The sequence below is a fragment of the Arcobacter sp. F2176 genome, assembly GCF_004116465.1.
Lineage (GTDB): Bacteria > Campylobacterota > Campylobacteria > Campylobacterales > Arcobacteraceae > Arcobacter > Arcobacter siniprincipis.
In genome coordinates this window covers 95,453-110,678 of the sequence record NZ_PDJV01000001.1, presented here as the reverse complement: position 1 = coordinate 110,678, position 15,226 = coordinate 95,453, and the positions used below count along the sequence as shown (strand labels likewise).

The following is a 15,226-nucleotide window of genomic DNA, read 5'->3' as shown; positions in this document are numbered from 1 at the left end:
TTATTTAACCTCTTTAATAAGTTCTAAAATAGTTTTTTGAGTACTTTGTGCTAGATCAATTAAATCTGGATTTATATCATCTACTAATTGAACAATAGAGTTTAATGCAATTATAGTTTGTCCATCTTCTTTATAGATTGAAATTTTACAAGGCATTATTGAACTCAGACTCATATCTGCAGTTAAAAACTCATTTGCAACATTAGGATTACATACATCTAATACTTGACAATCATTCTTAAAATCTATTCCTTTTGAAATCAAAGTCTCTTTTAATTTATGAATATGTTGAACTCCAAATTTATAATTTGAACATATTTCTTGTATTTTATCTACTACTTCTTGTACACTTTTTTCACTTTTTTCAATATATAACATTTTGTCCTCTTATTTAATATTTGTAGGAATAGTAATTATAAATTCTGCCCCAATTAATTCTAGATTTTGATGTGTAAAATTAACATTTTTTACCTCAATAAAACCTTTTAAATGCTTGTTTATAATTTGACTAACCATATATAATCCAATTCCCGTACCCATATTTCTATGTTTTGTTGTAAAATAAGGATCAAATATTTTATCAATAATATTGCTATTAATTCCCCCTGCACTATCTTTTATACAAATTATAAGAATATTTTTTTCTTTATTAAAAGTTGTGCTTAAACTTATGATTTTATTTTTAACAGATGAACTTTCAAAGGCATCTTTAGCATTATTAATTATATTAATAAATAATTGAATTATATCGTTTTCATATGATGTTAATTCAACATCTTCAATATCTTGAAGAATTTCAATATCTTTATTTTTTAATTCTGCTGATAAAAGAACTAAAGTCTTATCCACAACTTCTTTTATGTAAAATTTAGACTTATTTTCACTCGGTTTAAAAAAATCTTTAAAATAATCAATTGTTTGAGATAAATATTGTGTTGATTTTGTAATTGATTCTAATGAATCGTTAAAATAACTATCACTTAGGTTATCAAGTTCTTTTTGAAGTTTAAGACCAGAAGATAATGTACTAATCATACTTAAAGGCTGTCTCCATTGATGTGCAATATTTGCTATCATTTCTCCCATTGAAGCCATTTTTGATTGTTGAAAAAGCAAATTATCTTTTTCTTTTATTTCTGTAATATCAGTAATTGAAAATAAAATATATTTTATTTTATTGTTTTCTTTAAATAAGTTTGCATTAATCAAGATATCTATTTTTCGTTCATCAGCTTTATTTGTGAAAACTTTTTCAAGACTATAATTAGATATTTTTTCTTCTAAAAGCTTATTATAAAAATATAATTCTTTATCGTCTTGCTTTATATTTGACAATTCGTGCCAGAATCTATTTTCAATCTCTTCTGAAGAGTTGTAGCCTAAGATTTCTGAGAATTTTGAATTTACATTTAAGAGTTTACCTGTGCTACTACTTATTGCTAAACCTATATTACTATTTTCAAATAAATTTCTAAACTCTTTTTCTTCATCTTTTATTTTTAATTTGTAGTTTAATAAAATGTCTTCTATATATTTACTAATAAAAATTGAAATAATTAATAAAAGAGTTGTAATAAAAATACCAAAATATAAAATATTGTAATAGTTATTTTTATTCATTATTTGTAACTGTTTATTTGCATCTTCAATTAAATTATTTAATTCATCATCTCCATATCCACTTCCTAATATCCAATTCCATTTTTTAGATATTTTTATAAATGAAGTTTTTTTAAAAGATTCTCCTTCGTTATATTTTTCATAATTAAATAGTCCTTCATCTTTATTAAACATGTCTTTTAATTTCAATGCTAAATCCAGATTAACTTGTTTTCCAACTCTTTTTTCGTCATTACTCGCTAAAATAATACCATTTGAATTTATTATAAAGATGTACTTTTTAATATTTAAATTATGATTTTGTATAGATTTAATAATCTCTTTTTTTAAATTATTTTCAAAAGTGTCTAAGTACTCTCCTTTTCCAATATAGATATTCAAGGGTTCAAATTTTTTATAAAAACTTATTTTTTCAGAAGGTGTTTCTTTAGAATTTTTATAATTAGAATAAGTAATAATTCCTTCTTTATTGTCATTTATGGAGTTTAAAATCATTTTAAGACTTTGAGTATCTTTTATTTTTTCATTTGAAGCTTGTAATAAAAAATGTTTTCCTTTAATAATAAAATATTGACCTTTCCCTATACTTTTAAGAGTAATTTTTATTAACTCAAGAATCTCTTTTTTTGTTCTTCTATTTTTATTATCTGAATAAATTTTTGTTGCTATTGTATAAGCATCATAAACTTGTAGTTTTAAAGATTTTTTTAAATTATCTAAAGCATTTTTATCTTCTGTTTTAATGTACTCATTGACTTTATGTACAATCTGTTTAATTTCATTATTATTATAATCCCTATAAAATTTTGTTATTCTTTTAGTTTCATCATTAAATTGTTTTGTATTTGATTTTTCCACAAAATAAGTAGTAATTAAAAATAAAATTATAATTAAAATTATTGGAGCATATTTGATTGTATCTATTAATTTTTTTTCGTTTTTATAAAACATTATCATCCTGATAGCAGTAGTTAAATTAATTAAGAGTGTGATTATACAGGCAAATTACTTAATCCTAGTTGGTATTTATTGCAAGTTTCATGACAGCTTTGTATGTTAAGATGCTCAAATAAATAAACAAGGAGTAATCATGTATACAAGTATTATGAAGTCAGCAATAAAAATTGCTGCAATTTCAGTATTAGGATTAGGGCTTTTAACTACAAGCTCACAAGCAAAAGAATATCCATCTAAGCCAGTAAACTTAGTAGTTGGATTTGGTATTGGGGGAAGTGCGGATAGGATGGCTAGATCTATGTCAACATTTTTATCTGATGAGTTAGGTGGTATCATAAAAGTTATCAATAAAAAAGGTGCGGGTACACAAATTGCTGCAAATTATATATTAAATAGACCTGCAGATGGTTATACAGTATTTGCTTCAACTTTTTCACCTTATTTAGCTAATACAATTTTAACAGGTGGTGCTAAATACAAAATGACTGATTTTGACTTTATTAATATTCAATGGTTTGATTATGAATTATTTGCTGTTAATAAAAATTCAAAATACAATAATATGGTAGAAGTTTTAAATGCAATTAAAGAACACCCAAAAACAGTAAAAGCTGCTGTGGTTCAAGGTTCTGGTGGACATTTAATTTTAAAATTATTGTTAGAAAAATATAACATTCCTCAAGAAAATTTAAATCTTGTTACATACAGTAGTGGTGGAAAAGCTAGAACAGCAGTTGCTGGTGGACAAGTTGACTTAATAGCAATTTCAGCAGAAGGAAGTGAAAATATTAGAGAATTTATTAAGCCACTTGCAATATTAAAAAATGAAAGAATAAAACAATGGGATGTTCCAACATTAAATGAAGCGGTTAAACCTTTAGGATTCCAGGTTCCAGTATTTAGTGGTTCGATGAGAGGATTTGCTGTTAAAAAAGAGTTTAAGGAAAAATATCCAAAAAGATATACAGAATTAACTGATGCAATAAAAAGAACTTTGGATAATAAAGATGTTCAAAAATTCTTAAAATCAAATCAAATTGGTTATGATTGGACTGGACCAGAAGAATCAAATAAATTAATAGATGAATCGTATCAATTCTTTAAACAATACGGTTACTTATTGAACGACTAGGTTAAGAGATGGCTTTATCAAAAGAAAAAATAGCTAATAGCATAGTAATCCTATGCTTAGCTGCATTTGTACTATGGTATGCATTAAATGCACATAATGCATCTAGTAGCTTAGAAAATATGATTCTTATTCTTCCTATTGCTGCTATTACACTTTGCTTATGCATTTTTGAGTTTTTTACTCAAAAGGAAGATTTAGAAAAAAAAGATGATTTTATTACTGTACTTCCAATAATGGTTCTATTTGCTATATATGTTTTTACTTTAGAATACTTAGGTTTTGACCTTGGAACAGTTTTATTTTTAGCCGTATCTTTATATATACATGGTGAGAAAAGATTACCATGGGTAATTGGTTATAGTTTGGTTTATGGTTTTGTTATTGCATACTTTTTTTCAATGATGCTTCCTTATCCAATGCCTATGACATTTTTGCCAACTGATTATTAGGAAGAAAAATGGATATAGTTAATTTAGATTCAGCGCAACAAGCAGTTGCCCTACTCTTTTCAGAACCTCAATACTGGTTAGTTGTAATACCTGGTATTATCATTGGATTGTTTTTTGGAGCAACACCTGGATTACAAACATCAATGGCAATGGCGATATTTTTGCCAATGACAATGTATATGGATTTTTTACAAGCAATGTTATTTTTAACTGCAATATTTACAGGTAGTGGGTTTGGAGCTGGTGTTCCTGCTATATTGATGAATATACCGGGGACTTCCTCAGCTATTGCTACATCTTTTGATGGTTATCCAATGGCAAGAAAAGGTGAACATAATGAAGCTTTAGGTCTAGCACTTGGGTCTTCTACTTTTGGTGTATTACTTGGATATGTTTTACTTTTCTTTTTAATAAAACCAATGTCTCTTTTTGTTTTAAAATTAGGTCCTTCTGAAATGTTTATTGTTATTTTGTGGGGTCTTACTTTAATTGCCAGTTTAACAGGGAAACATGTTGTAAAAGGTCTTATTGCAGGACTTGTAGGTTTATTAGTTGGTACTATAGGATTTAGTGATAATGGTATTTTAAGAGGAACAATGGGCTTAGAAATCTTAGCAGATGGTATTCCTGTTATTCCAGCAATGATGGGGATGTTTGCAGCTTCTGAATTATTTAAACTTGTTAAATCTGAATTTTTAGTTGAAGATGAAAGCCAAAGAAGAGTAAGAATTTCATACATAGTAAAAGGCTTTAAAAAAGCATTTTCTTATCCTGTTATTTTGATAAGAGGAAGTTTAATTGGTGTAATTATCGGTGCAGTTCCAGGTGTTGGTTCATCAGTATCAAATCTTTTATCTTATATAGAAACTAAAAGAAGAGATAAAGATCCCGATAGTTATGGAAAAGGAAATCCAAAAGGTGTTATTGCTTCAGAATCTGCAAATAGCACATCTGAAGCTGGTTCTATGGCTACACTTTTAGCTCTTGGTATTCCAGGTGGTGGTGCAACGGCTGTTATGTTAGCTGCCTTTGCTATGCATAATATTACAGGTGGTCCACAATTTATTAGAGAACAAATGGATGTTGTATATGCAATTATATTTGCAAACTTTGCACAAGCATTTTTATTAATAATATTAGGACTTTTATTAATACCTATATTAGCATCAATCATTAAAGTCAAGATGACATATCTTGTACCATCTGTTTTAATTTTAGCAACAGCTGGGGCATTTGGATTGACAGGAAATATGTCCGGTCCTGCTACTGTTTTAGTATTTGCATTGCTTGGTTGGGTATTTAGAAGATATAATTTTTCTGTGCCAGCAGCAGTTATTGGTATGTTATTAGGAAAAATGGCAGAAGGTTCACTAGTTCAAACCTTACAGATATCAGGTGGTGATTTTTCATATATTTTCCAAAGACCAATTACCATTGCTATTATAGTTTTATTAATTTTCTCTTTATTTGGTTCTTCATTAATTGAAAAATTAACTAAAAAAGCTAAATAAATATAAACTTTTATTTTGTACAGTTACTTCATGTAACTGTACAAACTCCCCTACTTCTTTCTTTTGTTTATACTAATTTTATATGCAAGTTTCATGACAGCTTTGTTAGTTAAAATTTCTTATACTAATAATAAAGGAGTTACATGTATACAAGCATGTTTAAATCAGCAATTAAATCTGCTTTAATTTTTGTATTAGGAATAAGTTTATTTACTATAAATTTACAAGCAGATGAATATCCTAATAAACCAATTAATTTTGTTGTAGGTTTCGGTATTGGGGGCAGTGCCGATAGAATGACAAGATCAATGTCTACTTTTTTATCAGATGAGTTAAATACTCCCATAAAAGTATTCAATAAAAAAGGAGCTAGTACTCAAATTGCTGCTAATTATGTGTTAAAAAAGCCTGCAGATGGATATACAATATTTGCTTCAACTTTTTCACCATTTTTGGCTAATTCAATTTTAACAGGTGGTGCTAAATTTAAAATAAGTGATTTTGATTTTATCAATGTACAATGGCTTGATTTTGAATTATTTGCTGTCAATAAAGATTCAAAATACAATAATATGGTAGAAATTTTAAATGCAATTAAAAATCACCCAAAAACAGTAAAAGCTGCTGTTTTTCAGGGGTCAGTAGGACAATTACTTTTAAAACTTATGTTAGATAAATATAATATTCCTCAAGAAAATTTAAATCTTGTTGTATACAATAGTGGAGGTAAAGCAAGAACAGCAATTGCAGGTGGACAAGTTGACTTAATAGCAATTTCAGCGCAAGGAAGTGAAACTATTAAAGAATTTATAAAACCTTTGGCTATCGTAAAAGATAAGAGAGTAAAACAATGGGATGCTCCAACACTAAATGAAGCAATTGAACCTTTAGGTTTTCAAGTTCCAGTATTCACTGGTTCTACAAGAGGTTTTGCAGTTAGAAAAGAATTTAAAGAAAAATATCCAGAGAGATATGAGAAATTGACTAATGCAATAAAAAGAACTTTAGCTAGAAAAGATGTTCAAAAGTTCTTAAAATCAAATGACATTGGCTACACTTGGACAGGACCAGAAGAATCAAATCATTTGATTCAAGAATCATATGATATTTTCAAATCTTATTCATATTTAGTAAAAGAATAATTATATAGGGAAAACTATAGAAATAACCAAACCTTCATCATTTGAAGCTTGTACAGTTGCATTATGTAACTGTGCAATTTGTTTAACAATGCTCAGTCCTAATCCATTACCTTTTTTATTTGAATCCACTCTATAAAATCTATCAAAAATATGATTTAAATCTTTAGTATTTAAACCATAACCCTCATCTTTTACATTTAACCAAATAGTATTATTATGTCTTTTTATATTTACACTTATAGTTCCCATTGGATTATTTTTTTCATCAACTGCATAATATAAGGCATTATTAATAATGTTATCTAACATACTTTCTAGTAAAATTGAATCAGCATTAATAAATACATCTTTATCAAAACTCTCATATGCAAATTCAAAACCTTTTGCATAGACTCTTGGCGCAGTTTTAAGACAATAATCCTTACACATTTGAGTTAAATTTATTTTTTTAAATCTATTAATATTTATTGAATTTGGATTTGTTTTAGCATATAAAAGAAGTTGTTCCGTAATATGACTCATAGAATCAATAATTTTCATGAAAGTAATATATTCTTTTTCATCTTTTTTATATAACACTTCTATTTTAACTTTTAATTCTGCTAAAGGAGTTCTTAATTGATGAGAAACATCTGAATTGAAGTGTTCTATGTACTTAATATTGTCTCTACTTCTTTCTAATAAAATATTAATACTATTTAATACTTCTTCAATTTCTTTTGGTGCATTAAAACTTATAGGAGATAAATCTTTTAAATCTCGTTTTTTTATTATTTTTTGTAAATTATATAAAGGTCTAAGTCCTTTTCTAACTGCAATTAAAGATATGATTAGTGTAGAAATAATAACTACACCAATTAAAACAATTAATACTATTAAAATATCATTAATTGCAGAAATTCTTCCTTCTAGAGTTTCTGCAACAGTTATTATTGCTTTATGTTTTTTACCAAAATTATTAATAGATACATTAAAAGATACAGCTCTCAATTGTGCAGCTGCAAATGATGTATTATAAAAAACTTTATCTTTTTTTTCTAAGACTTTTTTATTAACTAAACCTTTATATCCAACAAGCAATTTATTATTTTCATCTACTATAGAGTAAAAAACTGAACCTTCATTATTAGAAGATAATAAATCAATGGCAAAGTAAGGTAAGTCAACAAGTAAATGTCCATTTCTAATGCCAATACTATCTTCCATACTTTTACCAGTTGCATATAGATTATTATCATAAAATTTATTTACTTTTTCATTTACAAAAAAATATATAACAGAAAATAATAAAATAGAAAATATAATTAAAGGAATGGTTAGCCAAATGACTAAACGATAACTAATAGATTGTGTATTTTTAGCCATTATGAATTAAGTATATACCCTAAGCCTCTAACTGTTTTTAAGTTAATAGAATTACCTAGCTTTTTTCTTAGTCTGGAAACATAAGTTTCAACAGCGGTTGGGTTAAAATCATCATCAAAAGATGTAATATGTTCTACAATATTTTCTTTGCTAACTACATTATTTAAATTTAATAACATATGTTCAAAGACATTTATCTCTCTTTTACTTAATTCTATAACAATATCATCTTTAGTTAAAGTTTTTGATAAAGAATTATATTCTAAATCTTTATACTTAATCAACTTAGAGATTTGATTTTTACTTCGTCTTAATAATGCTTGAACTCTAGCGATAACTTCATCAAGTTCAAAAGGCTTACACAAATAATCATCTGCTCCACTATCTAATCCTAATATTCGTTGGTCAAGTTTATCTCTAGCGGAAATGATTAAGATGGGAATATTCTTTTGAGAGTTTCTTAAGTCTTTTATAATATCAATTCCATCTAAACTTGGTAACCCTAAGTCTAAAATAAGAAGATCATAAGTAGAAGTATTTAAAGAGTATAGACCCTCTTCTCCATCATAGAAGAGGTCTACTACATAACCATGTTGCACTAATTTATTAAATATTCCTTTTGCTAATGTTTTATTATCTTCAAGTAATAATATCTTCATAGCAATATTTTACATTAATCTAGTGAGACATAAATACTGGTAAAGTAGAATGTTCTAATAAATATCTAGTAGCACCACCAAACATAAGTTCTCTCAATCCTTTATGACCATAAGCACCTGCAACTATTAAGTCAAAGTTTCCATCAAGTGCAGCATTTAATAACGCTTGACCTGGGATTCTTGTAGTTTCTACAATTTTATAACTTGCATCAATTCCATGAAATTTAAGATATTCAATTAATTGGTTAATTTTTACCATATCACCACTATATTCATCAGAAGATACTATTTGTACTCTTTGAGCTTGTTTTAACAATTCAACAGATGAAGTTATAGCTCGTGATGACTCAACTGTATTATTCCATCCAATAAGTATTGATTTTGTATTAAAAGTTTTCATTTTTCTTGGGAACATAAGAACAGGTTTTCCACTTTTTAAAACTGATGTTTCAAATGTTGCAGTTGCTATTCCAGATGGAGGAGCAGCAGCAATTACTATATCACAAAATTTAGATTCTTCTTCAACTAAAAGGCTTCTATTTCCCTCTTTTACAGTTAAAAGAGCATGAACTTTATTTGGAATTGGAGTAGTTGATACGTCCATCCCAACAATTTTTCCAATTTCTATAAGAGCTTTCTCAAATTCAATTGATTCTTCTTGAGCTTTTAGAGCAATTACATCATCAATTTCTTTCATTATATGACTAGAAATACCCAAATTTTTGTACATTTTTTTGCCAGTATCATGTAAACATTTTAAAATTTCTAAGTTTGCATCAAAATATTTTGCAATTAATAATGCTGCAAATAATCTCTCTTTTAACTCTTCACCACCACCAATAGGAAAAAACATTTTTTTGTAAATCATAAAAAATCCTTTAAGAAAATATATTATTAAATTATAGCACGAAAGACTGTCATAAAACTTGCAAAAAAGACTTTTAAGAAATTTTATAACTAATTTGTATGGTGGCCACAATAGGACTTGAACCTACGACCACCACCATGTCAAGGTGGTGCTCTACCAACTGAGCTATGCGACCATTTTAAAGAATGAGATAATAGCTAAATATTATTTTGATTTAGCTTTTTGGATGTCATAAGAATATTTATAAACCATAAAATCATACATTGTAGTATTTTTATTTCTTGTGAAAAAGAAGAACATTTCTAAAATTCTTAAAGTCATTCTAAAAAATGCAGTAAATGGAACAATATATGAAATACTCACTTCAACTTTTCGATTTGGGTAATATTTATCAAATTCAAATTTTAATTCTTCTAATAATCTAGTTTGTTCTTGTATTACTTCAACATCTGTTGCTTTTATTACTTTTATAGCAAGAAATAAATTAATGACAAACATTAAAGCATTTAAGTTCCAACCCAGTATACAAATATCTAAATAACTCATATTTTCTCCATAGTGCAGAATTATATCAAAAAAAATATTAGTTTAAAATGATATAATTTCTTATGGAATTAATTCAATCAAATATACAACAAGAGTTAAATGAAGATTATCTTATTGAAACTCTGAATTTAAACAATAAAACAATACTAGAATTAGGCTGTGGCAAGGCATCAAAGACTATTGATATTGCTACAAATGGATTTGATAGGAAAATTATCGCTTGTGAAGTAGATAAAATACAACATCAAAAAAATCTTCAAAAATCTTATGAAAATATAGAATTTAAACTCTGTGGTGCAGAAGATATTCATTTGGAAGAGGAAAGTGTGGATATGGTTTTTATGTTTAAATCTTTTCACCATGTACCTATAAATCTTATGCCAAAAGCTCTAAGTGAAATAAAAAGAGTACTAAAACCAAATGGTTTAGCTTATATATCTGAACCTCTTTTTACAGGTGAATTAAGTGACATGATTGCAATGTTTCATAATGAAGAACTTGTTCGAAGTGAAGCTTTTAATGCAATAAAAAAAGCTGTAGAAAATGAAGAATTTAAACTATTCCAAGAGATATTTTTCTATTCATTGGATACATACAGAGATTTTGAAGAGTTTAAATCAAGACATATGAGTGCAACCTTTAACAATTACAATATCACAAAAGAACTTGAAAAAGAAGTTGAAAAGAAATTTAATCAATATGCACAAAAAAATAATCCAATAACATTTAAAAAACCTTTCAGGGTTGATATTTTACAAAAAATTTAAGAAGAGAATAATGACACAAAACGAATACAATGAAAAAATAAATATTTTAATATCGTGGGCAAAAGCCTATTATGTTGATGATAATCCCCAAGCTAGTGATGAAGAGTATGATAAATTATCAAGAGAGTGTTTAGCATATGAGCAAGAAAACCCTACTCTTTCCCATCCAAACTCACCAAATAAAAGAGTTGGTGGTTTTGTTTTAGAAGGCTTTGAAAAAGCTTCTCACCTCTCACGTATGTGGTCACAAGAAGATGTTTTTAATACAATTGAATTAGAAGATTGGATAAAAAGAGCACATAAAGTAAATACAAATCTAGAGTTTTATTGTGAACCAAAATTTGATGGGGCAAGTTTAAACTTAATCTATGAAAACGGGGTATTAAAACAAGCAATAACAAGAGGTGATGGAAGTATTGGAGAAGATGTTACGAATAATGTAAAAACAATACACTCTATTCCCCTACAAATAAAAGAACAATCTCTTATAGAAATAAGAGGTGAAATAGTTATCAAAAAAGCTGATTTTGAAAAGATTAATGAAGAGCGAGCAAAAAATGGTGAACAACTATTTGCAAACCCTAGAAATGCAGCAGCTGGAAGTTTAAGACAATTAGATCCAAGTATTACAGCAAAGAGAAAACTATTTTTTAATGTTTGGGGAGTAGGACAAAACTCTTTAGACTTTACTAAATACTCAGATATGATGGAATATATTTATTCCCTTGGATTTGTTCATCCTCCAATGACTACAAAAACTACAACAGTCAAAGGTATAGAAGAGTTATATCATAAAATAATTGCTTCAAGAAATAGTATTGAAATGATGCTTGATGGAATGGTAATAAAAATCAATGATATAGAAACACAAGAGGAGTTAGGATATACAGTAAAATTTCCTAGATGGTCTTGTGCATATAAGTTTCCAGCTGTCGAAAAAACAACTACAATTAAAGATATCATCCAACAAGTTGGAAGAACAGGTGTTATAACTCCTGTAGCAGTTGTTGAACCTACACTTATAGATGGTTCAACTGTTGAGAGAGCTAGTTTACACAACTATGATGAAATAGCAAGACTTGATTTAAGAATAAATGACCAAGTTATTATTATAAAAAGTGGTGATATTATTCCTAAAATAACAAAAGTCTTTACAGATAGAAGAGATGGAACACAAGAGCAGATAAGTCGCCCTACTTTATGTCCAAAGTGTCAAAGTGAACTTTTAGATGAAGGTACACTAATAAAGTGTCAAAATCTTGATTGCCCTTCAATTATTGTAAACTCAATAATCTATTTTGCAAGTAAGAATTGTATGAATATAGATGGACTTGGAAATAAAATAGTTGAGACTTTAGTAAGAGAAAAAAAGATATATGACATACTTGACTTATATTCACTTAAATATGAAGATTTAGAAAATCTTGAAGGATTTAAAGCCAAAAAGATAAATAACCTTTTAAATGCAATAACAAATACAAAAAACAGTTCACTTCATAGAGTTATAAATGCACTTGGAATTGAACATATTGGAGAAGTAGCCTCTAAACAAATATGTCTAGAGTTTGGACTTGATGTACTAAAAATAGATTTTGATTCTCTTGTAGCTCTTGATGGTATAGGTGAACAAATGGCAAACTCATTTGTTGAATTTATGAGAGTAAATGAAGAACTTGTCACAAAATTAATAGATACTATAAACCCAACAGTTGAAGAAAAAGTAGAAGTAAGTGAAAATGCTTTTAAAGGCAAAACTGTAGTAATAACTGGAACTATGAGTGTAAGTCGTGGTGAGATAAAAAAACAACTTGAAACTTTAGGAGCAAAAGTTAGCTCTAGTGTATCTAAAAAGACAGATTATGTAATATATGGGGAAGAAGCTGGAAGTAAATATGATAAAGCAGTTGAACTCAATGTTAAAACTATAAATGAAGATGAAATGAATGCAATGATTTAAAATATTTATCAAGTGTTACTTTTTAATAAATTTCAAATTTTGCACTCCTTTAAAATAAGTTTTTATAATGTATTTATATATATTTAGTCTATAATTAAAAGATATTTTACAAAGGTTATATATGAGCAATACAGTAAAAGGTGAAAAATCTCTTACAATGACGATGTTGATGACACCAGATAAAGCAAATTTTAGTGGTAAAAATGTACATGGCGGAGAAATTTTAAAAATGTTAGATCATGTAGCATATGCATGTGCTGCAAGATATTCAGGAGGATATGCTGTAACACTTTCTGTTGATATGGTTTTATTTAAAGACCCTATTAAAATTGGTTCTCTAGTTACATTTCATGCATCAGTAAATTATGTTGGAAGAACTTCAATGGAAATTGGTATAAAAGTCATTTCTGAAGATATAAAAGACCATACAATAAAAAACACAAATGTTTGTTATTTTACAATGGTAGCAGTTAATGAAAATTGGGAGCCATTACCAGTTCCAAAATTAGAACCAGTAACTGAAGATGAAAAAAGAAGATATAACGATGCTATCAAAAGAAGAGAGCAAAGAATGTCTTCAAAACATGCATTAAAGACTATTTATTAGTTTTTTTACAAAAGAAGCTTAGGCTTCTTTTGATTCAATATATTCTTCGTAAGTACCTTTAAAATCTACAATAGAACCATCATTTTGAATGGCAATAATTCTATTTGCATAAGCATCAAGTAATTCCCTATCGTGCGATACACAAATTACAGAACCTGGATATTCTAAAAGTCCTTCACCTAATGCAATAATTGCTTCAAGGTCTAAATGGTTTGTTGGTTCATCTAATATCATAAAGTTTGGTTGTTCTAGCATGATTTTAGAAAGCCACATTCTATGTTTTTCTCCACCACTACAAGCACTAACTTTTTTCTCTTGTTCTTGACCATTAAATAACATTCTACCAAGACAATTTCTTATTTCAGAGATATCTGCATCCCTATCAAAATCTCGTAACCAATCGTATAATGTCATTTCACCTTTGATAATATCTGTTGCATTTTGAGGAAAGTATCCATTTTGAATTGTAGCACCCCAAAAAACTTCACCACTATCTGGTTTTACTTTTTCCATCATGATTTCACATAAAGTTGTTTTACCAATACCATTTGGTCCAATAAGTGCAATCTTATCACCTTTTTCAACAGTAAAAGAGATATCATTTAAAACTTGTTCACCATCATATGATTTAGAGATATTTTTAACAGTAAGTAATTCTTTACCCACTTCTCTTTTTTGTCTAAAAATAATAGAAGGGTCTCTTCTACTTGAGACTTGAATAGAACCAACATCTAATTTATCAAGTTGTTTTTGTCTTGATGTTGCTTGTCTAGCTTTTGATGCATTTGCACTAAATCTAGCAATAAATTTTTCTAACTCGTCTTTTTCTTTAAGTTTTTTGTTTACATCAGCTTGTTGTTGTTTAGCCATTAAAGTTGAAGCAATATACCAATCATCATAAGTACCACTAAACTCTCTAATTTGTTTATAATCCACATCTAAGATATGAGTACATACTGCATTTAAGAAGTGTCTATCATGTGAAATAACTACCATTGTACCATCATGGTGTTGCAATTGATTTTCTAACCAACCAATTGTTTCTATATCAAGGTTATTTGTGGGCTCATCTAAAAATAACACATCTGGTTTTGGATATAAAACTTGAGCTAGTAAAACTTTAAATTTATTTCCACCAGTAAGAGTTGACATTAAATCATTGTGAGTTGATGCAGGGAAACCTAATTCTTCTAATATTTTAGTAATTTTAACATCATATTCATATGTTGGGTCTTCTTCACAACATATGATTTCTAGTTCACCTAGCTTTTCACCAATTTCATCAGTATACTCTTCCATATAAAGTTTTTCTTTTTCTTTAATAGCATCGTATAATCTTCTATTTCCAAGTAAAACTGTATCAAATAAACTATATGTTTCATAAGCAAATTGATTTTGACTTAAAGTTCCAACTTTTTTACCATTTTGAACTTGTACTTCACCTTCTGTTGCTTCTTCTTCTCCAGATAAAATTTTCAAGAATGTAGTTTTTCCAGCACCATTAGCACCAATTAACCCATATCTTTTACCAGCATCTAGTTTCAGATTTATTTCTTGAAATAAAACTCTTGCACCAAATGATTTTTTTAAATTGACTGTTTGAACCATATATTTTCCCTACTTGTTGTTTTAGTAATTCGCGATTT

At 27.7% G+C, this 15,226-nt stretch carries 14 protein-coding genes and 1 tRNA gene; 7 read left to right on the top strand and 8 right to left on the bottom strand.

The window, feature by feature from the left end:
* Together CRU95_RS00415 and CRU95_RS00410 are read right to left on the bottom strand one after the other, a co-directional pair.
* Positions 1-378, bottom strand: coding sequence for a DUF302 domain-containing protein (locus tag CRU95_RS00415; RefSeq protein WP_129099177.1), 378 nt, complete (start codon positions 376-378; stop codon positions 1-3).
* A 9-nt stretch (positions 379-387) separates the two neighbouring features.
* Positions 388-2,571, bottom strand: a complete 2,184-nt coding sequence (locus CRU95_RS00410; RefSeq protein ID WP_164969686.1) for a cache domain-containing protein — start codon at positions 2,569-2,571, stop codon at positions 388-390.
* A gap of 139 nt (positions 2,572-2,710) precedes the next feature.
* On the opposite strand from CRU95_RS00410, the gene CRU95_RS00405 reads away from it, so the two are divergent.
* The 4 genes from CRU95_RS00405 (at position 2,711) to CRU95_RS00390 (ending at position 6,811) form a co-directional block, all read left to right on the top strand.
* Positions 2,711-3,709, top strand: a complete 999-nt coding sequence (locus CRU95_RS00405) for a tripartite tricarboxylate transporter substrate binding protein (RefSeq protein ID WP_129099175.1) — start codon at positions 2,711-2,713, stop codon at positions 3,707-3,709.
* Positions 3,710-3,717: 8 nt separating this feature from the next.
* Positions 3,718-4,158, top strand: a complete 441-nt coding sequence (locus CRU95_RS00400; protein WP_129099174.1) for a tripartite tricarboxylate transporter TctB family protein — start codon at positions 3,718-3,720, stop codon at positions 4,156-4,158.
* Positions 4,159-4,166: 8 nt separating this feature from the next.
* On the top strand, positions 4,167-5,669 hold the full coding sequence (locus CRU95_RS00395; RefSeq protein WP_129099173.1) for a tripartite tricarboxylate transporter permease: 1,503 nt from the start codon (positions 4,167-4,169) through the stop codon (positions 5,667-5,669).
* 143 nt (positions 5,670-5,812) lie between these two features.
* Positions 5,813-6,811 (top strand): tripartite tricarboxylate transporter substrate binding protein, encoded by a 999-nt coding sequence (locus CRU95_RS00390; RefSeq protein ID WP_129099172.1) that lies wholly within the window; start codon positions 5,813-5,815, stop codon positions 6,809-6,811.
* On the opposite strand, the gene CRU95_RS00385 is transcribed toward CRU95_RS00390, so the two are convergent.
* The 5 genes from CRU95_RS00385 to CRU95_RS00365 form a co-directional block, all read right to left on the bottom strand.
* Positions 6,812-8,176 (bottom strand): sensor histidine kinase, encoded by a 1,365-nt coding sequence (locus CRU95_RS00385; protein ID WP_129099171.1) that lies wholly within the window; start codon positions 8,174-8,176, stop codon positions 6,812-6,814.
* A complete protein-coding gene (locus CRU95_RS00380; protein ID WP_129099170.1) occupies positions 8,176-8,835 on the bottom strand; it encodes a response regulator transcription factor in 660 nt (219 codons plus the stop codon). The genes CRU95_RS00385 and CRU95_RS00380 overlap by 1 nt, the downstream gene beginning before the upstream one ends.
* Before the next feature lie 19 nt (positions 8,836-8,854).
* Complete coding sequence (locus tag CRU95_RS00375; protein WP_129099169.1) at positions 8,855-9,703, bottom strand: universal stress protein; 849 nt, start codon at positions 9,701-9,703, stop codon at positions 8,855-8,857.
* Positions 9,704-9,802: 99 nt separating this feature from the next.
* Positions 9,803-9,878 (bottom strand) — tRNA-Val (locus CRU95_RS00370).
* Between the two features lie 29 nt (positions 9,879-9,907).
* Positions 9,908-10,249, bottom strand: coding sequence for a hypothetical protein (locus CRU95_RS00365; RefSeq protein WP_129099168.1), 342 nt, complete (start codon positions 10,247-10,249; stop codon positions 9,908-9,910).
* A 62-nt stretch (positions 10,250-10,311) separates the two neighbouring features.
* Between CRU95_RS00365 and CRU95_RS00360 the strand changes: the two genes are divergently transcribed.
* From CRU95_RS00360 to CRU95_RS00350, 3 genes are all read left to right on the top strand, one after another.
* Complete coding sequence (locus tag CRU95_RS00360; RefSeq protein WP_129099167.1) at positions 10,312-11,016, top strand: class I SAM-dependent methyltransferase; 705 nt, start codon at positions 10,312-10,314, stop codon at positions 11,014-11,016.
* Between the two features lie 10 nt (positions 11,017-11,026).
* Entirely contained in the window at positions 11,027-12,973 is a 1,947-nt protein-coding gene (ligA, locus tag CRU95_RS00355) for an NAD-dependent DNA ligase LigA (RefSeq protein WP_129099166.1), read from the top strand.
* A gap of 121 nt (positions 12,974-13,094) precedes the next feature.
* Entirely contained in the window at positions 13,095-13,580 is a 486-nt protein-coding gene (locus CRU95_RS00350; protein WP_129099165.1) for an acyl-CoA thioesterase, read from the top strand.
* A gap of 18 nt (positions 13,581-13,598) precedes the next feature.
* Here CRU95_RS00350 and CRU95_RS00345 read toward each other — a convergent pair whose 3' ends face one another.
* Positions 13,599-15,188: an ABC-F family ATP-binding cassette domain-containing protein gene (locus CRU95_RS00345; RefSeq protein ID WP_129099164.1), complete on the bottom strand. Its 1,590-nt coding sequence runs from the start codon at positions 15,186-15,188 to the stop codon at positions 13,599-13,601.
* Between the last annotated feature and the right edge of the window lie 38 nt (positions 15,189-15,226).

What these genes read in the sequence shown, in the direction of transcription:
- CRU95_RS00415 (WP_129099177.1), bottom strand. Translation starts at nt 378, where the DNA reads ATGTTATATATTGAAAAAAGTGAAAAAAGTGTACAAGAAGTAGTAGAT.
- CRU95_RS00410 (WP_164969686.1), bottom strand. Translation starts at nt 2,571, where the DNA reads ATGTTTTATAAAAACGAAAAAAAATTAATAGATACAATCAAATATGCT.
- CRU95_RS00405 (WP_129099175.1), top strand. Translation starts at nt 2,711, where the DNA reads ATGTATACAAGTATTATGAAGTCAGCAATAAAAATTGCTGCAATTTCA.
- CRU95_RS00400 (WP_129099174.1), top strand. Translation starts at nt 3,718, where the DNA reads ATGGCTTTATCAAAAGAAAAAATAGCTAATAGCATAGTAATCCTATGC.
- CRU95_RS00395 (WP_129099173.1), top strand. Translation starts at nt 4,167, where the DNA reads ATGGATATAGTTAATTTAGATTCAGCGCAACAAGCAGTTGCCCTACTC.
- CRU95_RS00390 (WP_129099172.1), top strand. Translation starts at nt 5,813, where the DNA reads ATGTATACAAGCATGTTTAAATCAGCAATTAAATCTGCTTTAATTTTT.
- CRU95_RS00385 (WP_129099171.1), bottom strand. Translation starts at nt 8,176, where the DNA reads ATGGCTAAAAATACACAATCTATTAGTTATCGTTTAGTCATTTGGCTA.
- CRU95_RS00380 (WP_129099170.1), bottom strand. Translation starts at nt 8,835, where the DNA reads ATGAAGATATTATTACTTGAAGATAATAAAACATTAGCAAAAGGAATA.
- CRU95_RS00375 (WP_129099169.1), bottom strand. Translation starts at nt 9,703, where the DNA reads ATGATTTACAAAAAAATGTTTTTTCCTATTGGTGGTGGTGAAGAGTTA.
- CRU95_RS00365 (WP_129099168.1), bottom strand. Translation starts at nt 10,249, where the DNA reads ATGAGTTATTTAGATATTTGTATACTGGGTTGGAACTTAAATGCTTTA.
- CRU95_RS00360 (WP_129099167.1), top strand. Translation starts at nt 10,312, where the DNA reads ATGGAATTAATTCAATCAAATATACAACAAGAGTTAAATGAAGATTAT.
- ligA (WP_129099166.1), top strand. Translation starts at nt 11,027, where the DNA reads ATGACACAAAACGAATACAATGAAAAAATAAATATTTTAATATCGTGG.
- CRU95_RS00350 (WP_129099165.1), top strand. Translation starts at nt 13,095, where the DNA reads ATGAGCAATACAGTAAAAGGTGAAAAATCTCTTACAATGACGATGTTG.
- CRU95_RS00345 (WP_129099164.1), bottom strand. Translation starts at nt 15,188, where the DNA reads ATGGTTCAAACAGTCAATTTAAAAAAATCATTTGGTGCAAGAGTTTTA.